The sequence below is a fragment of the Nocardia aobensis NBRC 100429 genome, assembly GCF_000308375.1.
GTDB lineage: Bacteria > Actinomycetota > Actinomycetes > Mycobacteriales > Mycobacteriaceae > Nocardia > Nocardia aobensis.
This window is the reverse complement of sequence record NZ_BAFQ01000042.1, coordinates 20311-40235: the sequence shown is the minus strand read 5'-3', so window position 1 is coordinate 40235 and position 19925 is coordinate 20311. Positions and strand designations below refer to the sequence as shown.

General features: G+C 68.2%; 22 protein-coding genes. 12 read left to right on the top strand and 10 right to left on the bottom strand.

Annotation, left to right across the window (positions count from 1 at the left end; genetic code table 11):
- The first annotated feature begins 30 nt into the window (after positions 1-30).
- Positions 31-513 carry a gamma-glutamylcyclotransferase family protein gene (locus RJ03_RS05280; protein ID WP_036498406.1) on the top strand — a complete coding sequence of 161 codons (483 nt, stop codon included), beginning with the start codon at positions 31-33 and terminating at the stop codon, positions 511-513.
- A 52-nt stretch (positions 514-565) separates the two neighbouring features.
- On the opposite strand, the gene RJ03_RS05275 is transcribed toward RJ03_RS05280, so the two are convergent.
- From RJ03_RS05275 to RJ03_RS05260, 4 genes are all read right to left on the bottom strand, one after another.
- The gene (locus tag RJ03_RS05275; RefSeq protein WP_036498451.1) at positions 566-1729 is read right to left on the bottom strand and encodes a M20 family metallopeptidase; all 1164 of its coding nucleotides are present in this window, start codon (positions 1727-1729) and stop codon (positions 566-568) included.
- Between the two features lie 218 nt (positions 1730-1947).
- Positions 1948-3123: a M20 family metallopeptidase gene (locus RJ03_RS05270; RefSeq protein ID WP_036498450.1), complete on the bottom strand. Its 1176-nt coding sequence runs from the start codon at positions 3121-3123 to the stop codon at positions 1948-1950.
- A gap of 204 nt (positions 3124-3327) precedes the next feature.
- Positions 3328-4029, bottom strand: a complete 702-nt coding sequence (locus RJ03_RS05265) for an enoyl-CoA hydratase-related protein (RefSeq protein ID WP_036498405.1) — start codon at positions 4027-4029, stop codon at positions 3328-3330.
- An 88-nt stretch (positions 4030-4117) separates the two neighbouring features.
- Positions 4118-5026 carry a ribonuclease Z gene (locus tag RJ03_RS05260; protein WP_036498404.1) on the bottom strand — a complete coding sequence of 303 codons (909 nt, stop codon included), beginning with the start codon at positions 5024-5026 and terminating at the stop codon, positions 4118-4120.
- 101 nt (positions 5027-5127) lie between these two features.
- Here RJ03_RS05260 and RJ03_RS05255 point away from each other — a divergent pair, with 101 nt between their 5' ends.
- Together RJ03_RS05255 and RJ03_RS05250 are read left to right on the top strand one after the other, a co-directional pair.
- Positions 5128-5907, top strand: coding sequence for a purine-nucleoside phosphorylase (locus tag RJ03_RS05255; RefSeq protein WP_036498403.1), 780 nt, complete (start codon positions 5128-5130; stop codon positions 5905-5907).
- Between the two features lie 9 nt (positions 5908-5916).
- Entirely contained in the window at positions 5917-7533 is a 1617-nt protein-coding gene (locus RJ03_RS05250; protein WP_051024343.1) for a phospho-sugar mutase, read from the top strand.
- A gap of 150 nt (positions 7534-7683) precedes the next feature.
- Here the strand turns inward: RJ03_RS05250 and upp are convergent, their stop codons facing one another.
- Positions 7684-8313, bottom strand: coding sequence for a uracil phosphoribosyltransferase (upp, locus tag RJ03_RS05245; RefSeq protein ID WP_036498402.1), 630 nt, complete (start codon positions 8311-8313; stop codon positions 7684-7686).
- 146 nt (positions 8314-8459) lie between these two features.
- On the opposite strand from upp, the gene RJ03_RS05240 reads away from it, so the two are divergent.
- From RJ03_RS05240 to RJ03_RS05220, 5 genes are read left to right on the top strand one after another with little or no spacing between them, the layout of a single operon-like run.
- Positions 8460-8780, top strand: coding sequence for a type VII secretion target (locus RJ03_RS05240; protein ID WP_036498448.1), 321 nt, complete (start codon positions 8460-8462; stop codon positions 8778-8780).
- A complete protein-coding gene (locus tag RJ03_RS05235; protein WP_036498401.1) occupies positions 8777-9919 on the top strand; it encodes an NlpC/P60 family protein in 1143 nt (380 codons plus the stop codon). Before RJ03_RS05240 ends, RJ03_RS05235 begins: the two co-directional genes overlap by 4 nt.
- Complete coding sequence (locus tag RJ03_RS05230; RefSeq protein WP_036498400.1) at positions 9916-10263, top strand: hypothetical protein; 348 nt, start codon at positions 9916-9918, stop codon at positions 10261-10263. Before RJ03_RS05235 ends, RJ03_RS05230 begins: the two co-directional genes overlap by 4 nt.
- Before the next feature lie 31 nt (positions 10264-10294).
- On the top strand, positions 10295-10627 hold the full coding sequence (locus RJ03_RS05225) for a YbaB/EbfC family nucleoid-associated protein (RefSeq protein ID WP_030513580.1): 333 nt from the start codon (positions 10295-10297) through the stop codon (positions 10625-10627).
- Positions 10628-10660: 33 nt separating this feature from the next.
- Positions 10661-11923: a SatS C-terminal domain-containing protein gene (locus RJ03_RS05220; protein ID WP_036498399.1), complete on the top strand. Its 1263-nt coding sequence runs from the start codon at positions 10661-10663 to the stop codon at positions 11921-11923.
- A 21-nt stretch (positions 11924-11944) separates the two neighbouring features.
- Here RJ03_RS05220 and RJ03_RS05215 read toward each other — a convergent pair whose 3' ends face one another.
- The 5 genes from RJ03_RS05215 to RJ03_RS05195 all read right to left on the bottom strand — a co-directional run bounded on the left by RJ03_RS05215 (position 11945) and on the right by RJ03_RS05195 (position 16054).
- Positions 11945-13039 (bottom strand): adenosine deaminase, encoded by a 1095-nt coding sequence (locus RJ03_RS05215; protein WP_036498398.1) that lies wholly within the window; start codon positions 13037-13039, stop codon positions 11945-11947.
- A gap of 110 nt (positions 13040-13149) precedes the next feature.
- On the bottom strand, positions 13150-13653 hold the full coding sequence (locus RJ03_RS34815) for a DMT family transporter (RefSeq protein ID WP_051024342.1): 504 nt from the start codon (positions 13651-13653) through the stop codon (positions 13150-13152).
- A complete protein-coding gene (locus tag RJ03_RS05205; protein ID WP_157163351.1) occupies positions 13650-14174 on the bottom strand; it encodes a DMT family transporter in 525 nt (174 codons plus the stop codon). Before RJ03_RS05205 ends, RJ03_RS34815 begins: the two co-directional genes overlap by 4 nt.
- 147 nt (positions 14175-14321) lie before the next feature.
- Entirely contained in the window at positions 14322-15608 is a 1287-nt protein-coding gene (locus tag RJ03_RS05200) for a thymidine phosphorylase (protein WP_036498396.1), read from the bottom strand.
- Between the two features lie 44 nt (positions 15609-15652).
- Positions 15653-16054, bottom strand: coding sequence for a cytidine deaminase (locus RJ03_RS05195; RefSeq protein ID WP_036498395.1), 402 nt, complete (start codon positions 16052-16054; stop codon positions 15653-15655).
- A 329-nt stretch (positions 16055-16383) separates the two neighbouring features.
- On the opposite strand from RJ03_RS05195, the gene sdhC reads away from it, so the two are divergent.
- Genes sdhC through RJ03_RS05175 form a run of 4 tightly spaced genes read left to right on the top strand, consistent with a single transcriptional unit; the run spans position 16384 to position 19822 of the window.
- The gene (sdhC, locus tag RJ03_RS05190; protein WP_051024341.1) at positions 16384-16785 is read left to right on the top strand and encodes a succinate dehydrogenase, cytochrome b556 subunit; all 402 of its coding nucleotides are present in this window, start codon (positions 16384-16386) and stop codon (positions 16783-16785) included.
- A 1-nt stretch (position 16786) separates the two neighbouring features.
- Positions 16787-17218: a succinate dehydrogenase hydrophobic membrane anchor subunit gene (locus RJ03_RS05185; protein ID WP_030513572.1), complete on the top strand. Its 432-nt coding sequence runs from the start codon at positions 16787-16789 to the stop codon at positions 17216-17218.
- Between the two features lie 13 nt (positions 17219-17231).
- Positions 17232-19046 (top strand): succinate dehydrogenase flavoprotein subunit, encoded by a 1815-nt coding sequence (gene sdhA, locus RJ03_RS05180; protein ID WP_051024340.1) that lies wholly within the window; start codon positions 17232-17234, stop codon positions 19044-19046.
- A complete protein-coding gene (locus RJ03_RS05175; protein ID WP_036498394.1) occupies positions 19046-19822 on the top strand; it encodes a succinate dehydrogenase iron-sulfur subunit in 777 nt (258 codons plus the stop codon). The genes sdhA and RJ03_RS05175 overlap by 1 nt, the downstream gene beginning before the upstream one ends.
- The last annotated feature ends 103 nt before the right edge of the window (positions 19823-19925 follow it).

Genomic DNA, 19925 nt, shown 5'->3' with positions numbered 1-19925 from the left:
AGCGGTCCCTACATTCGATACTCTTGCCAGGTGCCGATATACGCCGCCTACGGATCCAATATGGACCCGGAGCAGATGCTCAAGCGCTGTCCGCACTCCCCCGTCTACGGAACGGGCTGGCTGGAAGGGTGGCGCCTGACCTTCGCCGGCGACGACATCGGCTGGGAAGGCCCGCTCGCGACGGTGGTCGAGGATCCGGGCTCCCGGGTGTTCGTCGTGCTGTACGACGTCTCCGCCGAGGACGAGCAGAGCCTCGACCGGTGGGAGGGTTCGGATTTCGGTATCCACAAGAAGATCCGGCTCCGGGTATCGCCCAATACGGGGACGGGTACCCAGCCGGTGCTGGCGTGGTTGTACGTGCTGGACGCCTACGAGGGCGGGCTGCCCTCCGCCCGCTATATCGGCGTGATCGCCGACGCGGCCGAAAAGGCCGGGGCTCCGGCCGATTACGTCCACGCGCTGCGCACCCGCAACAGCCGCAACGTGGGCCCGGGGACCTTCGGCTCGATGTAGCCGGGACCGAGCCGGACAGCCCGCCGGGTTCGCCACCCGACGGGCCGTGCGATCAGCGTGCCTGCAGGACCAGATTGGTCATCACGCGCACGCCGGCCGCCAGCGCGCGCTCGTCGATGTCGAAGGTCGGCTGGTGGATGTCCAGTTGCGGGCCCTCGCCCGACCACACGCCCAGCCGCGCCATGGCACCCGGAACCTCCTCGAGGTACCAGGAGAAGTCCTCGCCACCGCCCGACTGCGGAGTATCCGACAGCGCGTCCGGACCCAGACCGAGAATCGCGTCCTCGAACATCCGGGTGGAGAATTCGTCGTTGACCACCGGCGGCACGCCACGCTTGTAGTTCAGCTGATACCGCACCCCCGTCGGGGCGAGCAGCCCGTCGACGATCTCGCGGACCATCGGCTCGAGCAGCGACCAGGTGGCGTGGTCACCGGTGCGCACGGTCCCGGTCAGCATGCCGGTCTGCGGAATCGCGTTGGGCGCCTTACCCGCCGATACCGCACCCCACACCATCACCGTGCTGGTCCGCGGATCGATGCGGCGGCTCAGCAGACCCGGCAGGCCGGTGATGACGGTGCCGATGGCGTAGACCAGATCGCTGGTCAGATGCGGCCGGGAGGTGTGCCCGCCCGGCGAGTCCAGCACCAGTTCCACGGTGTCGGCGGCCGAGGTGATGGCGCCGACCCGCACTCCGATCCGCCCGACCTCGAGCCGGGGATCGCAGTGCAGCGCGAAGACCCGCGAGACGTCGTCCATCGCACCGGCGGCGACCATGTCGATGGCACCGCCGGGCATGACCTCCTCGGCGTGCTGGAAGACCAGCCGGACGCCGACCGGAAGGTCGCCGATCTCAGTGAGGGCCAGGGCGGTGCCGAGCAGGATCGAGGTGTGCGCGTCGTGACCACAGGCGTGAGAGACGCCGGGAACGGTCGAGGCGAACGGGCGGCCGGTGTATTCCTGCAGCGGCAGCGCATCCATATCGGCGCGCAGCGCCAGGCGCGGACCGGCCGGGCCGATATCGCAGATCAGGCCGGTGCCGGTAGGCAGTTTGCGCGGTTCCAGACCGGCCTTGACCAGCCAGGATTCGACGAATTCGGTGGTGCCGTGCTCGGCGCGGGACAGTTCCGGATTGGCGTGGATGTGGCGGCGCCAGCCGATCAGATCGTCACCGTGCTCGCTCAGCCACGCCTCGACCGCGGCCTGTCCGGCCGCGATCTCCGCCTGTCGACCGGTCGCGAGTCCGGTGTGCCGACAGGTTCCGGCCTCCGGGCCTACCGCCTTGCTCTGCAGGCCGGTACCGGCAGACTTGCGGCCCGCCGCCGCGGAAGGGCGCGAACCGGTCGCGGAGTCGTCCTCCGAACCGGTCGCGTCATCGTCGCGACCCGCCGCGGCGTCTCCCTCGCGGCCCGCCGGTGATGACCGGCCGATCGTGCTCACCGAATTTCCTCCTGTCGCTGAATACTGCGCTCCAACAACCTGTCCCTGTGTAGTTGATCGCCCGCAACCTGGATTGCGGTACGGGCGAGCGCCCGCGCCCCGTCGGTCACCGCGAGATCGGCCGACGGCGTCACACAGGCCGCGGCGAACTCCCGCTGGTGTGTCACCGCGCCGTTCGCCTCGATACCGATAACCGGGTGGATGCCGGGAATGACGTTGGTGACATTGCCCATATCGGTACTGCCCAGCGGCCGTGCTGCCTCGAGTTCCGGCGCGAGCGGCATGCGACCCATACCGATGATCTGCTCGCGGTAAGCACACAGTAGTGCGGAATCCGGCGTGAGCTCGGTATATGTGGGCGCCAGCGCCCGGATTTCATGAGTGCATCCGGTTGCCAGCGCTCCCGCCTCGAAGCAGGCCGAGGCGCGCTGCAGCAGATCGTCGAGGGATGCGGAATTGTCTGCCCGCAGGTAATACAACAGTTCCGCATGGCCGGGCACGATATTCGGGGCAACACCGCCCGTTTCGACTATACCGTGCAGTTGCTGGCCGGGGCGCAGATGCTGACGGAGCAGACCCAGCGCGACCTGCGCGACGGTGGCGGCGTCCCCGGCGTTGCGGCCGTACTCCGGCGCGGCGCTGGCATGTGCTTCGCGGCCGTGGAAGGACACCGACAGATCGGCCAGGGCCAGCGACCGCGCACCCACGATGTCCAGCGGACCCGGATGCACCATCAGGGCCATCGCGACCCCGTCGAAGACGCCGCGCTCGAGCATCAGCACCTTGCCGCCGCCGCTCTCCTCGGCCGGCGTGCCGAACACCTTCACGGTGAGACCGCACCGATCGGCCACCTCGGCCAGCGCCAGCCCCGCGCCCACCGCGGCCGCGGCGATGATGTTGTGGCCGCAGGCGTGACCGATCTCGGGCAGCGCGTCGTATTCGGCGCAGATGCCCACCACCAGCTCGCCGCTGCCGAAGGTGGCGACGAAGGCGGTCTCCAGGTCCGCGACCGGCATCTCGATCGCGAACCCGCGCTCGCGCAGCGGTGCCAGTGTCTTGGCCACACTGCGGTGCTCGGCGAATGCCAGCTCGGGTTCGGCGTGGATGGAATGCGAGAGGGCGATCAGTTCCGATTCGGCCGCCGTGACGGCGGCATCGGCGGCGGCGAGCAGGGCCGGATCCGCCGGGTCCACCGAGGCATCGGCCTCGTCGGCACGGAGATCATCGGCGTCGGCACGGGGGGCGTCGGCGGGGGCGCAGCCGGATGCCGCGGCCCGGTGCGCCGACCGGTCCGTGCGACTCCAGCTGCGTTCGTCCCCGCTGCGTGGCATGGCACACAGTCTCGCACTCTGCGCCACGCGATGATCATCGGGTGTTCAGGAGCCGAAGGCGAGATTTTCCGGTGTCGTCGGGGTATTCAGGCCCGCGAGCGCCCGTCCGTGCAGCGCACGCTTGATAACCGGCAGATTCGGCTTGCGGTTGCCGGTCAGTGCCGCGGCCCGCGCGACCGCCGCGGCCAGCACACCGTCGGCCTCGGCCGCCTCGTCGACGATGCCCGCGGCGATCGCGTCGGCGGCGCTGTAGCGGCGGCCGGTGGTCATCGCCTCGAGCGCCACCTGATTGGTCAGCCGCTCGGTGACGAGCGCGTTCATCGCCACCGTGAACGGCATTCCCAGATGGACCTCGGGCAGGCACCAGTACCCGCGATCCGAGCGCATCACCCGGAAGTCGTGCGAGGTGGCCAGCATGGCGCCGGCGCCGAAGGCGTGCCCGTTCAACGCGGCGACGGTCGGCATCTCGAAGGCCAGCAGCCGGCTGAAGACGGTGTGCACCCGGTCCAGGTACCAGTGCATCCTGTCCATGTTGCCGAACAGCCAGTCGGTGTCCAGGCCGTTGCTGAAAAATTTTCCGGTGGCCACCGTGACCAGCGCCGCCGGCCCCTCGGCAGCCTCGACCTCGTCCAGTTTCGCGTGGATGGCGTCGATCCAGTCGGGATGGAAGCGGTTCTCGCTGTCGGTCTGACCCTCGTTGCCGAGGTAGAGCACGAATACGTCCCCGTCACGGTCCAAGTACGGCATACGCAGAGAATATGCAGCTCCGAATGAACGCCCGCATCACACCCCCGGCCAAGTTACCGGCGGGTTGTGATCACCGCTGGTGCACAGGTCAGCGACGCGGCGGGAGCGGCACCCGCATCAGGTCCTCGGCGATCACCAGGTCCCCGTCGAAATACCGCTGCGCCTCCGCCCGGTGCCCGGCCAGATCGCCGTAGCGCTGCGAGAAATGGGTGAGCACGAGCGTTCGCACCCCTGCCTCCGCGGCCACGCGTGCCGCCTGCCCGGCGGTGAGGTGGCCGAAATCGTCGGCCAGTTGCGCCTCGGCCTCCAGGAAGGTCGCCTCGATGACGAGCATATCGGCGCCTTCGGCCAATTCCGCTACGCCCGAACACATTCGGGTGTCCATCACGAAGGCGAAGCGTTGCCCGGGCCGCGGCACCGACACCTCGTCCACGGTGACCCTGCGACCGTCGGGCAGCCGGACCGCGCCTTCGCGCTGCAGCGTCCCGACCAGCGGACCCGCCAGGCCGAATTCGGCGAGCCGCTCCGGCAGGATCCGATAGCTGTCGGGTTCGACGAGCCGATAGCCGAAGGTGTCGATGCGATGCGACAGCCGCACCGCCTCGAAGGTGAACGGCGCGTCCGGCAGCGGCACCGGGCCGTCCGCATCGATCGGATGCTCGCGCAGACCGGGAAAGTCGGGCACCACGCCGCGGAGATGTGTGAGCAGTTCCGCGCCCGATCCCGGGAAGCAGATGTCGACCGGATGGGTGACCTGGTCCAGATTGAGCCGCGCCAGCACCCCGGGCAGGCCGAGGCAGTGATCACCGTGGAAATGGGTCAGCCCGATCCGGGTGATGCCACTCGCCGAAACCCCCGCGAACAGCATCTGCCGCTGCGTCCCCTCGCCGGGGTCGAACAGCAGGCCGTCACCGTCCCAGCGCAACAGATATCCGTTGTGATTGCGCCGGCGGGTCGGCACCTGACTGGCCGTCCCGAGGACCACGAGTTCACGCACGGCACCATCCTGCCCTCGCCCCGCCGACCGCGCCCGGCGGCGGCACCCGTGTCCGGCCCGCGACGCGCACAACCGGCCCGTCGGCGCACTATCGTGGGCGCATGCTTGCCGAACAGGCCGCCGAGGCGATCGCCACACGTACGGGAGTCACGCGTCATCGGGTCGCGGTGGTACTCGGATCCGGCTGGCAGTCCGCCGCCACCGAGATCGGGGCGCCGCGGGCATCGATTCCGATGACCGAACTGCCCGGCTTCGAACCGCCGACGGCCCAGGGACATCAGGGCATCGTGCATTCGGTGCAGGTCGGCGAGGTGCCGGTGCTACTGATGATGGGCCGCCAGCACCTCTACGAGGGTTACGAACCGCACCGGGTGGTGCACGCGGTCCACGCGGCGGCCGCGGCGGGTGCGGAAACGGTGATCCTCACCAACGCCGCGGGCGGGATCCGCCCGGGCCTGCGGGTCGGCGAGCCGGTACTGATCAACGATCACCTCAATCTCACCGGGCGCACCCCGCTCACCGGCGCCGCGTTCGTGAACATGGTCGATGCCTGGGATCCCGAATTGCGCACGCTGGCAAGGGAAATCGACCCCTCGCTGACCGAGGGCGTCTACGCGGGCCTCAACGGTCCGCAGTACGAGACACCCGCCGAGATCCGCATGCTGGGCGCCATGGGCGCCGATCTGGTCGGCATGTCGACCGTGTTGGAGGCGATCGCGGCCCGCTCGCTGGGCCTGCGGCTGCTGGGCATTTCGCTGGTGACCAATCTGGCCGCAGGCGTGACCGGCGCGCCGTTGTCGCATCAGGAGGTGCTCGCCGAAGGGCAGGCCGCCGCACCGAGATTGGGCAAACTGCTGCGCGGTGTGCTGGAACGGCTGTAGGCGGGCACCATGTTGCGATTCGGAACGGCAGGTCTGCGCGGCCCCCTGCAGGACGGGCCGGACGGGATGAATGTCGGCACGGTGGCGCGCGCGAGCGCCGGTGTGGCGGCCTGGCTTCGGGACCGCTGCCTGGGCGGCGGCCTGGTGATCGTCGGCCGCGACGCCCGCCACGGCTCCGCGGAGTTCGCCACCGTCACCGCGGAAGTGTTCGCGGCAGCGGGCTTTTCGGTACTGCTGCTGCCACGCCCGCTGCCGACGCCGATCGTGGCGTTCGCGGTACGGGAGCTGGGGGCGGTGGCCGGCGTGCAGATCACCGCGTCCCACAACCCCGCCACGGACAACGGTTACAAGCTCTACCTGGACGGCGGTTCGCAGCTGATCCCGCCCGCCGACGCCGAGATCGAACGCTGCATCGATGCGGTCACCGAACCGATCGCGCGCACCGATCCGGCGAACGACGCCCCCTCGCCGTCGATCCTGTCGCTGCCGGCCGATGCCACCCGCGCCGACCTCGGCGAGGAACTCGTTCGCCGCTATCTGGCGCGAGCCGCCGCCGTGCCCGAGACGATCGGCGGCGCGCGAACGGTTCCGGTCCATGCGGACCACGCGGCACGCCACGCCGGTGAACCCGACGGCGACCGAATGACGCTGCCGCGCCCTGATATTCGTATCGCGCTGACGCCCATGCACGGCGTGGGCGGCGAGACGGCGGTGGCCGCGCTCGCCGCCGCCGGATTCCCGGACGTCCACGTGGTCGACGAGCAATTCAACCCCGATCCCGACTTCCCGACCGTGGCATTTCCGAATCCCGAAGAACCGGGCGCCGCGGATCTGCTGCTGGCTCTGGCGGAGAAGATCGATGCGGACCTGGCCGTCGCCCTCGACCCCGATGCCGATCGCTGCGCGATCGCGGTGCCCGGACCGGACGGGTGGCGCATGCTGCGCGGCGACGAAACAGGCGTACTACTGGCCGATTACGTGCTGCGCAATACGGCGCCGGACGCACTGGTGGCGACCACCGTCGTGTCGTCCCGGCTGCTCGGGAAGCTCGCGCCCGCACTCGGCGCCCGTTACGCCGAAACGCTCACGGGCTTCAAGTGGCTCGCCCGCGCCGGTGCGGGGCTCGTGTACGCCTACGAGGAGGCCATCGGCCACTGCGTCGACCCGGCCGCCGTGCGCGACAAGGACGGCATCACCGCCGCCGTGGCCGCCGCCGACCTCACCGCTCGGCTGCGGGAGCAGGGGCGTTCCCTGCTCGACGTCCTCGACGACTACGCCGTGGAGTTCGGCCTGCACGCCGGCGACCAGGTGTCGCTGCGACCGGCCGATCCGGCGGCCGCCGCGCACGCCGTTGCCCGCCTGCGCGATACGCCGCCCGACATCATCGCGGGCGTTCCCGTCACCTGCACCGATCTGTCGACGGTTCGCGGCCGGATGCGGACCGACGCCTTGGTCTTCGAGGGCGAGGGGCAGCGCATCGTCGTCCGTCCCTCGGGTACCGAGCCGAAACTCAAATGCTATCTGGAGGTCGTCGAACCGGTTCGCGACCGCGACGCACTGGCCCGATCGAAAGCGGTTGCAGCAGAGCGACTCTCGGCGCTCCGTGACTTCTGCGAAAATTTGTGAGCCGCTGAGCCGCCCGACCCCATTCCGCGCCGGGATCCGCTCCGGCGCAAACCACCGCGCGATCGTCGGCGGTTCGGCCCGGCTTCGGGCTGTCACGCCGGATCGGTGACCCGCGCGCACCATCGTTGCGCTGCCCAGCGGCGGGCGACCTCAGTCGTGGCGCGGACCGAATTGCCGGTCCCCGGCGTCGCCGAGCCCCGGCACGATGAAGGCGTCGGCATTGAGTCCGGAGTCGACCGCGGCGGTCACCAATCGCACCGGCAGGCCCGATTTCTCCAGCGCGGCAATACCTTCCGGGGCGGCAACGACGCAGACTGCGGTGATGTCGGTGGCGTTGCGGGCGCACAGCAGTTCCAGGGTGTGGCGCATGGATCCGCCGGTGGCCAGCATCGGATCGAGAACGAAGACCGGTAGGCCCGACAGATCCGCGGGCAGCGACTCCATGTACGGCACCGGACGATGGGTCTGCTCGTCGCGCGCCACGCCGACGAAACCCACGCGGGATTCCGGGATCAGCGCACTGGCGGCGTCGACCATGCCGAGGCCGGCGCGCAACACCGGAACGAGCAGTGGTGGTTTCGCGAGCCGGGTGCCCCGGGTCGGCGCGACCGGGGTGTCGATGTCGAAGGTGTGCGTCGGGGCTTCCCGCAGTGCTTCGTAGACGAGGAATCCGGTCAGATCGGCCAGTGCCGCCCGGAAACCCGCGTTGGAGGTGCGGGCATCGCGCATGGCCGTCAGGAGGGTGGCCGTCAGCGGGTGTTCCACGATATGCGTACGCATGAGGGAACGATAAGGTCTGTCGGGCTTCGAATTCGCCAACCGAGGGCGGATTTCCGCAACCGGAGTGGGAACCGTTGCGCAGGAGCATGCGTCGAACTACTCGGATGACGTAATCTGCCACCAGACCAGCACGATGGGGGATGTTGATGCACAAGATCTCGGTCGACACCGAGGGCGTCGCCGCCTACGGTGCCACAGCCGCGGGACTGGCCGGTGAAATGGGTGTTGCCGCGGCGGGCGCCGCCGGGGCCGACCCGCTCCTGCTCGGCCCGATCTTCGGACTGGTGGGGGGCGATTTCGTCGCTGCCTATGCCGCTGCCCATGCCGGGCATGTCGCGGGGATCGGCGAATTGTCCGCGGTGATGGGCAGTGTGGGGGCCGCCGCGACGGGCGCCGCCGCCACCTACTCCGAAACCGACGCCGCCCACGCCGCCGCATTGCGCGCCGCGGAAGGCCCGATCGGATGACGGGCGTCATCGATCTCGACGCACTCGCCCAACCACTCATCGATCTGCTCACCAGCTTCGGTTCCGGTGTGCTGCCGGCCGGCGGCCCCGCCGACGCGCTGCGCCGGGTGTCCACCCACCTCGACGGAATCCACCAGGCCGGCAGCGCGAGCATCAATCAGATGACCAACGCCTGGAACGGCGGTGGTGGCGACGCCGCGATGGACAAGGCGCTCAAGGTGCAGACCTCGGCAGCCACGATGTCGGATCGCGGCAACGATATGGCCGACGTGGTCAGCCAGGCCGCCGCCACGGTGCAGACGGGGCAGAAGGAACTCGACGGAATCGTCCAGTCGTTCGTGCAGTCGGTGACGGCGCTGGGGCCCGCGCTGACGACTCCTCCGGGATTGATCACCGTGGTCAACTCCGCGATCGACCATTTCGGCCAGGCCCTGAGTGTGGTCGGCCGGGTGCGGTCGGACCTCGACACGCACACCACCTCGATGACCGAACTGACTCCGCCCCCGCCGACGCCGTCCATGTCGGGTACTCCGGTGGCCGCGGCCTCGGTCGCCGCGCCCGCGCTGAGCACCGGCGCGCAGACGGCCAGTTCACTGCTCGGCGGGCTGGTGTCGAGCGGCGGTTCGATGATGAGCAGCATGACCAGCCCGGCCTCGGCGGCGACGCAGTCGCGATCGAGCTCGGGTGCGACGAAAACCCCCGGAGCTCAGCAGTCCGGTGCCGACAAGCCCGGCCGCCACGGCGGCGTCATGATCACCCTGCCCGACGGCAGCCAGGTCGAGGCGCCCAATCAGAAGGCCGCCACCGCGGTCAAGGCGGCGATCAGCGCCTGCGGCACGCCGTACGTCTGGGGCGGTAATACCCCCGGGGCCGGGCTCGACTGCAGCGGCCTGACCAAGTGGGCCTACGGCGAGGCCGGCGTCGATCTGCCCCGCCTCGCCTGCGATCAGAGCGCCGGCGCGACCCCGGTGAGCCCGGGCGATGTCATGCCGGGCGATCTGGCCATCTGGGACGGTCACGTCGCGATGGTCGTCGGTAACGGACAGATGGTCGAGGCCGGTGATCCGGTGCAGATCGACTCGATTCGAACGGAGAACATGGGAATGGCGTTCCACGGGTTCTACAGGCCGACGTCATGAGCCAGCCGCAGCAGCAGATCCCGAGCGTCACGGTCGCCGCCAGCACCAATCGCGCCGGCACCATCAGCGTGCGGGCCACCGATCAGGGCATTCCGGTGGAGATCAAATTCGAGCGCAGCGAATACCGTTACGGCGCACAGGCTTTGGCCGCAGAGATCCTGCGGCTGACCAAGCGGTCGGCGATCGTCGCCAAGGCCCGCCGGCGCGAACTGCTCGCCGAATCCGGCATGCCCACCGAGATCCTGGACAAACTGGGCCTGCCCACCCGCCAGGAAGCCGTCGACGAACTCGATCGCATGGACGACGAGGACACCGGACCCACCAGCTGGATGAGGCCCGTATGAGCGTCAGCGCGTATGCCGGAAAGGACGCATTGTGAGCGCGGAAATGGATGCCCTCGTCGCCGCGGCGACCAATAAACTCGAGGCCCTCGAGGCCGCGCTCTACAACCTCAAGAACGTGCGCGGTCGTTTCACCGCCGAGGACGGTTCGGTGAGCGTCGAGGTCGACAGCGACGGCGCCCTGGTGGGCCTGGATCTGTCCGAGGCCGTCACCTCGCATTCTCCGGCCGAGGTGGGCCAGTTGATCATCTGGGCGTGCCAGCAAGCTGCGCAGAATGCGGGAGAGCAGCGCTCCGAGGTGGTCGCCACCCTGAATTCCGCCTTCACCGCACCCGAATCGGGAAACGTTGGGGGGCGGGCCGAATAGTGCCGAAGGCAACGGCTCGATAGGCTTCCGTTCATGGCTTCTGGAGACATCGTCCCGATCGAGCTCGGTCTCACCGACGGCGATCTGGTCACCCTGTGGGCACCGCGCTGGCGAGACGGTGACGACGAGTGGGAGGCATTCCTCGGTCACGAGGACGAGCTCTACGGATTCGACTCCCCCGCGGAGCTCGCCGCGTTCATCCGGACCAACGACGACAACGATCTCGTGGACCATCCGTCCTGGAAGGTCGTCGTCGGTTTGTCCGCCGCCGAGCTGGAGCCCCAGGAGGAGCACGTCTTCGATCTGGTCGGCGTCCCGGAGCTCGCGGCCGGTGAACCCGACCCGGAGACCATCGCCGAACTGGAAGAGACCCTCGAGATGGTCCGCACCATCGGCGAGGTGTGCGAACTCGAGGTGGTCACCAAGTTCTTCGGCTCGCACCCCGTCCTCGGCGCACTGCCGGCGGGGGTGACCGCGTTCGTGGGCCGCGACGGCGAACAGCTGTGGGATCAGGTCGGCAACGCGATCGCCAAGGACTGGGACCAGGTCGTCGACGCCATCGATTCGGTGGTGGCCTCACCCGAGGTCGATGCCGAAGCGCTGGCCGTGGCCGAGGCGGAACTACTGGCCGCCGAGGAGAACGTCGTCGATGCCGAGGACGTCGCCGACACCGACGACGACGACATCGAACCGGTCGACCTCGACGAGGACGAGGACACCGACGAGGAAGACGACGAGGACGAAGAGGAGACCTTCTGGCACGAGGTCGGCATCGACCCGGTCAAGATCGTCACCTCCGAGGGCGAATTCTTCACCCTGCGTTGCTATCTGGACGACGAGCCGGTGTTCCTCGGCAGCAACGGCACCATCACCGTCTTCCCCTCCGAACGCGCGCTGGCCCGCTACCTGGCCGACGATCACGACCACGATCTGGCGCGGGTCAGCACCTACGGTGAGGTCCGCACGGCGGCGGTCGACGGATCGCTCGAGGTCGAGGTCACCGAGGAGAACGTCTACGTGCTGCCGGGGCTGGCCGACGATCTGGGGCAGGGCCCCAAGTCGGTCGACATCGATCAGCTCGATCTGGCGGTCGAATTGTTCACCGACGCAGCCGATTACGTCGGCGACGACTCGGTCGAGCAGGCGCTGGCGAAGTCGACGCCGCTGGGCTGGTACGTCTCCTATCTGCTGGAGCCGGACCCGACCCGGCTGGCGCCGAGTCCGCCGTTCACCGCCGAGGCCGAGAGCTGGCGGGCCCTGGAACAGGCCTTCGAGAACCGGCTGGAGAAGGGCTAGCCGGCTCCCGAGGCGCGGTCGTCATCCGATCAGCACGGCGTAACCGGGCTTGATCACCTCGTCGATGATGCGCAGCCGGTCCGGGAACGGGATGAACGCCGACTTCATGGCGTTGATGGTGAACCGTTCCAGATCGCTCCAGCCGTAGCCGAAGGTTTCCACCAGCTTCAGCATCTCGCGGCTCATGTCGGTATCGCTCATGAGCCGGTTGTCGGTGTTGACCGTGACCCGGAACCGCAACCGGGCCAGCAGGTCGAACGGATGCTTGTCCAGTGCCGGCACCGCGCCGGTCTGCACATTCGACGAGGGGCACAGCTCGAGCGGAATCCGCTTGTCGCGCACGTAATTGGCCACCAGCCCGAGGGTGGGTTCGGCGCCGTCGCTGTCGAAGATGTCGTCGGTGATCCGCACCCCGTGCCCGAGCCGATCGCAGCCGCAGAACGCCAGCGCCTCGTGGATCGACGGCAGTCCGAACGCCTCCCCGGCGTGAATGGTGAACTGCGCGCAATTGGCCCGCATGTATTCGAAGGCGTCCAGATGCCGCGAGGGCGGATACCCCGCCTCGGCGCCGGCGATGTCGAATCCGCCGACGCCGCGGTCCCGGAAGCGCACCGTCAGTTCGGCGATCTCACGGGAGCGGGCGGCGTGCCGCATGGCGGTGAGCAGGCAGGTCACCCGGATCGGAGTGCCGGCTTCGGCGGCCAGCCGTTCCCCCTCGTGGAACCCGGCCAGCGTGTGCTCGACGACCTCGTCGAGGGTGAGGTCGCGTTCGAGATGCTGTTCGGGCGCGAAGCGGACCTCGGCGTACACCACGCCGTCGGCGGCCAGATCCAGCGCGCATTCGCGGGCCACTCGCCGCAGCCCCTCCGGCGTCTGCATCACCGCCACCGTGTGGGCGAAGGTCTCGAGGTAGCGCTCGAGCGATCCGCTGTCGGCCGCTTCGCGGAACCAGTGCGCCAGCGCCTCCGCATCGGTGGCGGGTAGCTGGTCGTATCCGCAATCCTCGGCCAGTTCGAGCACGGTCGCGGGACGCAGGCCACCGTCGAGATGGTCGTGCAGCACGGCCTTGGGGGCCTGGCGGATCGAGGCGAGAGTCAAAGGCATCGGTCCAGTCATGTAACGACGCTATCCGCATTCGCGGGCCCGCGCAGGCAACTTGCCCCGGTGTGCATCTACCCGCCGGGCTGTCGTTGCCCGATGGTCGCCCGCGCGTAGCCGGACCCGGCTCAGTACTTCGCCATCAGATAGGCGCCCACGACGATCAGCGCACAGCCCGCCAGTCGTTGCGCGCTGACCGGCCGGCGCGGGAACCCCATGACGCCGAAGTGGTCCATGACCACGGCGAGCAGCATCTGACCGGCGATGATCAGGGCATTGAACGTGCTGACTCCGACGCTGGAGGCCACGGTGATCATCGCGAAGATGGCGGCGCCGCCGGTGAGCCCGCCGAAGGGAGCCCACCGTGGCATCGCCTTCAGATCCGCCCGGGACGGCCACGGCTGACGCGGTGAAATCGCCAGTGTCACAGCGAATATCGCGCCGACACCGGCGAGCGCCACCGCGTAGGAGATCACGCCGCACAGAAAGACGTTGTGCAGGGCGAGTTTCAGTGAGTTCTGGCATCCGGCCTCGACCGAGCGCAGGGCGCCGCCGACGAGCATCAGGACGAAGACGAGAATCATCGCCCCGCGGCCGAGGGTCGCAGGCCGGACTGCGGTGCGGGCGGTCATCGCACCGCCTCCCCCGCCGGCACGAATTCGGGTTGCCGGGGCTCGGCCTCACGGGAATCGCCGGCCATGAGATAGACGGCGACGGCGATCAGCGCGGCTGCCAGCAGGCGGGGCGGGGTCGCGTGCCGTTCGGCGAACCCCATCGCACCCACGTCGTCCATCACCAGCGCGACCAGCATTTCGGCCACGATGACGACGGCGTTGAAGGTGGCGACACCGACATATTTGGCCACGGTGATCATGCCGAGCACCGCGACACCGCCGATCAGCCCACCGAACGGCGCCCACCAGGGCATCCGTTCCACGTCGGCCCATGTCGGCCACGGCGAGTGTGAGACCACGGTCGAGATCACGAGGAAGACGGAAAATCCGGCCAGCGCGACGGCGTAGGACACCACCGCGCACAGCCACATGTTCTTCAGATGGAATTTCTGCGTGTTCTGGCAGCCGACCTCGACGGACCGTAATCCGCCGGCGGCCAGGATGAACACGAAGATGAGTCCGAGAGCGACAGCACCCACGAGCACACGTCCTTCGCTAGGCAATCGAATGCCGTCCGCACGCAGGCGGTGCTACCAGCCGGATTCTGCGGTCGTGCGAGCACAGAATAGCAACCCAGACGACGTGCCGTTAGTTATTGGCACAATAGACAGGTCATCGATACCGGCTCAGAGCCCGATCCGGCCGAGGATCAGCGGATGCGCGACCGGCGCGACCGGCCCGATGTCGAATCCCGCCCGCAGTGCCGCGATCGCCGCGGGAACGGCCGCTTCGGAATCGGTGTGCAGCGTGAACAGCGGCTTCCCGGCTGTCACCGAATCACCCGGCTTGCAATGCATTTCGATGCCCGCGCCGAACTGGACGGGATCGCCCTGACGCGCGCGTCCAGCGCCGAGCCGCCAGGCGGCGAGGCCGACCGCCATCGCATCCAGCCGGGTGAGGACGCCCGACTCCTGCGCCACCAGGGTTTCGGTGTGCAGCGCCCGCGGCAGTGGCGCATCGGGATCGCCGCCCTGGGCCCCGATCATCGCCCGCCAGCGATCCATCGCACGGCCGTCGGCCAGTGCGTCGGCGGGGTCGACATCGTGAATTCCTGCCTGCGCCACCATTTCTCGCGCCAGGGCGACCGTCAGTTCGACGACATCCGCCGGGCCGCCCCCGGCCAGCACCTCCACCGCTTCGGCGACCTCGAGCGCATTGCCCGCCGTATTCCCCAGCGGAGTGTCCATCGCCGTCAGCAATGCGACGGTCCGCACTCCGGCGTCGGTCCCCAATTCGACCATGGCCGTGGCCAATTCGGTGGCGTCGCGGAAGTTCTTCATGAACGCGCCGCTGCCGACCTTCACGTCCAGGACGAGCGCGCCGGTCCCCTCGGCGATCTTCTTGCTCATGATCGAACTGGCGATGAGCGGAACCGATTCCACCGTGCCGGTCACATCGCGCAGCGCGTACAAGCGCTTGTCGGCCGGCGCCAGATCGGCCCCGGCCGCGCAGATCACCGCGCCGATCTCCGGATCGGTGAGGATCGAGCGCATCCGCGCGGGGTCCAGATCTGCACGCCAGCCCGGAATCGACTCCAGTTTGTCCAGAGTTCCGCCGGTGTGGCCCAGGCCGCGGCCCGACAACTGCGGGACCGCCGCCCCGCAGGCGGCCACGAGCGGCGCCAGCGGCAGGGTGATCTTGTCGCCGACCCCGCCCGTGGAGTGTTTGTCGACGGTCGGCCGGGGCAGGTCCGTGAAATCCATCCGCCGGCCGGAGGCGATCATCGCGGCGGTCCACCGGTCGAGTTCGCGGCGGGTCATGCCGCGCAGCACGATCGCCATCGCCAGGGCCGACATCTGTTCGTCGGCGACCTCGCCACGGGTGAACGCGTCGACCACCCAGTCGATCTGCTCGTCGTCGAGTTCCGCACCGTCGCGCTTGGCCGCGATCACCGACACCGCCGTATGGGTCATGGCGAAAAGCCTTCCAGATCCCGTTCGGGGTGCGGAAATTCACATCATGTCCGGCCGGCGGCCAGATCGTCCGGCCCGAAGGCGTCCGGCAGCAACCTCGCCAGCGGAACCGGGCCGTCGCGATGGTCGACGAGCAGTTCCGGCCCGCCGTGCTCGTAGAGCACCTGCCGGCACCGTCCGCAGGGCATCAGGATTTCCCCGTGCGAATCACAGACCGCGATCGCCAGCAAACGGCCGCCGCCGGCAGAACAAAAGTTACCGATGAGTACAGTTTCGGCGCAGACGCCGAGCCCGTATGAGACATTTTCCACATTGCAACCGCTCACAATGGAACCGCCGGCCGTGAGAGCGGCGGCGCCGACCGGAAAGCCGGAGTACGGTGCATACGCATTACGCATTACTCGAAATGCGTTGTGACGCAGGGAATCCCAATCAATTTCCGGCATATCGGACCTCCGCTCGAATGGTAGATATGACAGCGTAGAAATGGCATCGTGACGCTGTCGAATATTCAGGCAAGGCAAACCTAACTCCCCGCTCGGAGGGTCAACGCACGGCACGCCGAATTAGTTCCGCGAATCGCCGGGGATTAGAGTTCTCCACAGATCGGTCCAGGTTTGGCAACGCACCGCCGGCCACCGCCTCCGGATGTCAGCGCCCGAGATGAGCTGGTGTTTCTCCAGATTCACATGCTCGGCGTATGCCGAAGCTGCGACCGGATCCGACTGCCGGCTCGCCGGCGTGTCCATCAACGACGTTGGAGGCACCGCACTCTATGACGACCACACTGGAAGCTCCGGCCCAGCCGAAGCGGAAGACCCTGTACCGCGGCGACCCGGGTATGTGGTCCTGGGCGATGCACCGGATCACCGGTGTCACGATCTTCTTCTTCCTGTTCGTCCACGTACTCGACACCGCTCTGGTGCGGGTCAGCCCGGACACCTACGACCGGGCCATCGAGACCTACAAGAACCCGGTCGTGGCCCTCATGGAGATGGGCCTGGTCGTCTGCGTGCTGTTCCACGCGCTCAACGGCGTCCGCGTCATCCTGGTGGACTTCTGGTCCAAGGGCCCCAAGTACCAGCGCCTGATGCTGTGGATCGTGCTCACCATCTGGGTTCTGGTCTCCGCCGCCGGCGTCGGCCGCCAGTTCTTCTACCTGCTGACGGAGCACTGATATGACCGCACCTGTTCTCGGCAAGTCCTACGACCGGCCCGCCAGCCTCGACTCGCCGCGCACCCCGCGCCGTTCCTCCGGCAACAACTTCGAGAAGTACGCGTGGCTGTTCATGCGCTTCTCCGGCCTGCTGCTGATCGTGCTGGTGCTGGGCCACATGACGATCATGCTGATGCTCGACGGCGGCGTGAAGCGGCTGAACTTCGGCTTCGTGGCCGGCCGCTGGGCCAGCCCGTTCTGGCAGTGCTGGGATCTGGCCATGCTGTGGCTGGCGCAGCTGCACGGTGGCAACGGCCTGCGCACGGTCATCGACGACTACTCCCGCAAGGACTCCACCCGCTTCTGGCTGAAGACCCTGCTGGCCGTCGCCATGATCCTGATCATGGGCGTGGGCACCTACGTCATCTTCACCTTCGACCCCAACATCAGTTAGGAACGCCTCCGCGATGAGTGAGCGCAGCGAACGAATTCCAGTCGTCGGTGAATCTCGTTCTGTCCAGGAACACCGCTACGACGTGGTCATCGTCGGTGCCGGTGGCGCGGGGATGCGCGCGGCGATCGAGGCCGGCCCCCGGGCTCGCACCGCCGTGCTGACCAAGCTGTACCCGACCCGCAGCCACACCGGCGCGGCTCAGGGCGGTATGTGCGCCGCGCTGGCCAACGTCGAAGAAGACAACTGGGAATGGCACACCTTCGACACCGTCAAGGGTGGTGACTACCTGGTCGACCAGGACGCCGCGGAGATCATGGCCAAGGAGGCCATCGACGCGGTGCTGGACCTGGAGAAGATGGGCCTGCCGTTCAACCGGACGCCCGAGGGCAAGATCGACCAGCGTCGCTTCGGCGGTCACACCCGCGACCACGGCAAGGCGCCCGTGCGCCGCGCCTGCTATGCCGCCGACCGCACCGGCCACATGATCCTGCAGACGCTCTACCAGAACTGCGTCAAGCACGACGTGGAGTTCTACAACGAGTTCTACGTGCTCGACCTGGTGATGACCGAGACCGACCGCGGTTCGGTCGCCACCGGCGTGGTCGCCTACGAGCTGGCCACCGGTGAGATCCACGTCTTCCACGCCAAGGCGATCATCTTCGCCACCGGCGGTTCCGGCCGGATGTACAAGACCACCTCCAACGCGCACACGCTGACCGGCGACGGTATGGCGATCGTGTTCCGCAAGGGACTGCCGCTGGAGGACATGGAGTTCCACCAGTTCCATCCGACGGGCCTGGCCGGCCTGGGCATCCTGATCTCCGAGGCCGTCCGCGGTGAGGGCGGCATCCTGCGCAACGCCTCCGGTGAGCGCTTCATGGAGCGCTACGCCCCCACCATCAAGGACCTCGCGCCCCGCGACATCGTGGCCCGGTCGATGGTCAAGGAGGTCCTCGAGGGACGCGGTGGCGGCCCGAACAAGGACTACGTCTTCATCGACGTGACCCACCTCGGTGAGGACGTGCTCGAGGAGAAGCTGCCCGACATCACCGAGTTCTCCCGCACCTACCTGGGTGTGGACCCGGTGAAGGAGCCGGTGCCGGTCATGCCGACCTGTCACTACGTGATGGGCGGTATCCCGACTCGCATCCGCGGTGAGGTGCTGCGCAACAACACCGACGTGGTCCCCGGCCTGTACGCCGCCGGCGAGTGCGCCTGCGTGTCGGTGCACGGCTCGAACCGCCTGGGCACCAACTCGCTGCTGGACATCAACGTGTTCGGCCGCCGCTCGGGTATCGCCGCCGCCGAGTACGCCGCCCGCACCGAATTCGTCGAGCTGCCGGAGAACCCGGCGCAGATGGTGCAGGACTGGCTGGCGCTGCTGCTGAGCGACCACGGCAACGAGCGGGTCGCCGACATCCGGACCGACCTGCAGGTCACCATGGACGCCAACGCCGCGGTGTTCCGCACCGAGGAGACCCTCAAGACGGCGCTGACCGACATCCACGCGCTCAAGGAGCGCTACCAGCACATCACCGTGCAGGACAAGGGCAAGCGCTACAACAGCGACCTGCTCGAGGCCGTCGAACTCGGCTTCCTGCTGGAGCTGGCCGAGGTCACCGTCGTGGGCGCGCTCAACCGCAAGGAATCGCGCGGCGGCCACGCCCGCGAGGACTACCCCGACCGCGACGACGTCAACTTCATGCGCCACACCATGGCGTACAAGCAGGTCGAGCCCGGTAAGCCGGCGGAGCTGATCGCCGACATCCAGCTCGACTTCAAGCCGGTCGTGCAGACCCGTTACGAGCCGATGGAGCGTAAGTACTGATGACTGCTGTAGCCGAAGCCCCGGCCGGGCAGAAGCCGGCCCCCGTGCCCGACGGGTCGACCATGGTGACGGTCAAGGTCGCCCGGTTCAACCCGGAGGACGACAAGGGCGCGCACTGGGATTCGTTCCAGGTGCCGGTCCTGCCGACCGACCGCTTCCTGAACGTGCTCATCTACATCAAGTCCTACCTGGACGGCACGCTCACCTTCCGGCGCTCCTGCGCGCACGGTGTGTGCGGTTCGGACGCCATGCGCATCAACGGTGTGAACCGGCTGGCGTGCAAGGTGCTGATGCGCGACATGCTGCCCAAGAACGGCAAGGAGCTCACCGTCACCGTCGAGCCGATCCGCGGCCTGCCCGTGGAGAAGGACCTCGTGGTGAACATGGAGCCGTTCTTCGACGCGTTCCGCGCGGTGAAGCCGTACCTGATCACCTCGGGTAACGCGCCGACCCGCGAGCGCATCCAGTCCCAGACCGACCGGCACCGCTTCGATGACACCACCAAGTGCATCCTGTGTGCCTGCTGCACCACCTCCTGCCCCGTGTACTGGAGCGACGGCAGCTACTTCGGTCCGGCCGCGATCGTGAACGCCCACCGCTTCATCTTCGACAGCCGCGACGAGGGCGCCCGCGAGCGTCTCGACATCCTCAACGACGTCGAAGGCGTCTGGCGCTGCCGCACCACCTTCAACTGCACCGACGCCTGCCCCCGCGGCATCGAGGTCACGAAGGCCATCCAGGAGGTCAAGCGCGCCCTCCTGTTCGCCCGGCCCTGAGGTAGCAGCCGAACCGAAGCCGCCCGCATCACCCGATGCGGGCGGCTTTTCGTTTCCTAGGCAATTTGCTCAGTTTGCTGGGGGTTTGTTGTCGGATCGGGGT

Excerpts from the sequence above, each read along its gene's own strand:
- RJ03_RS05265 (WP_036498405.1), bottom strand. The coding sequence starts at position 4,029 with ATGCCGTACTTGGACCGTGACGGGGACGTATTCGTGCTCTACCTCGGC.
- RJ03_RS05255 (WP_036498403.1), top strand. The coding sequence starts at position 5,128 with ATGCTTGCCGAACAGGCCGCCGAGGCGATCGCCACACGTACGGGAGTC.
- RJ03_RS05250 (WP_051024343.1), top strand. The coding sequence starts at position 5,917 with ATGTTGCGATTCGGAACGGCAGGTCTGCGCGGCCCCCTGCAGGACGGG.
- upp (WP_036498402.1), bottom strand. The coding sequence starts at position 8,313 with ATGCGTACGCATATCGTGGAACACCCGCTGACGGCCACCCTCCTGACG.
- RJ03_RS05240 (WP_036498448.1), top strand. The coding sequence starts at position 8,460 with ATGCACAAGATCTCGGTCGACACCGAGGGCGTCGCCGCCTACGGTGCC.
- RJ03_RS05235 (WP_036498401.1), top strand. The coding sequence starts at position 8,777 with ATGACGGGCGTCATCGATCTCGACGCACTCGCCCAACCACTCATCGAT.
- RJ03_RS05230 (WP_036498400.1), top strand. The coding sequence starts at position 9,916 with ATGAGCCAGCCGCAGCAGCAGATCCCGAGCGTCACGGTCGCCGCCAGC.
- RJ03_RS05220 (WP_036498399.1), top strand. The coding sequence starts at position 10,661 with ATGGCTTCTGGAGACATCGTCCCGATCGAGCTCGGTCTCACCGACGGC.
- RJ03_RS05215 (WP_036498398.1), bottom strand. The coding sequence starts at position 13,039 with ATGACTGGACCGATGCCTTTGACTCTCGCCTCGATCCGCCAGGCCCCC.
- RJ03_RS34815 (WP_051024342.1), bottom strand. The coding sequence starts at position 13,653 with ATGACCGCCCGCACCGCAGTCCGGCCTGCGACCCTCGGCCGCGGGGCG.
- RJ03_RS05200 (WP_036498396.1), bottom strand. The coding sequence starts at position 15,608 with ATGACCCATACGGCGGTGTCGGTGATCGCGGCCAAGCGCGACGGTGCG.
- RJ03_RS05195 (WP_036498395.1), bottom strand. The coding sequence starts at position 16,054 with ATGCCGGAAATTGATTGGGATTCCCTGCGTCACAACGCATTTCGAGTA.
- sdhC (WP_051024341.1), top strand. The coding sequence starts at position 16,384 with ATGACGACCACACTGGAAGCTCCGGCCCAGCCGAAGCGGAAGACCCTG.
- RJ03_RS05185 (WP_030513572.1), top strand. The coding sequence starts at position 16,787 with ATGACCGCACCTGTTCTCGGCAAGTCCTACGACCGGCCCGCCAGCCTC.
- sdhA (WP_051024340.1), top strand. The coding sequence starts at position 17,232 with ATGAGTGAGCGCAGCGAACGAATTCCAGTCGTCGGTGAATCTCGTTCT.
- RJ03_RS05175 (WP_036498394.1), top strand. The coding sequence starts at position 19,046 with ATGACTGCTGTAGCCGAAGCCCCGGCCGGGCAGAAGCCGGCCCCCGTG.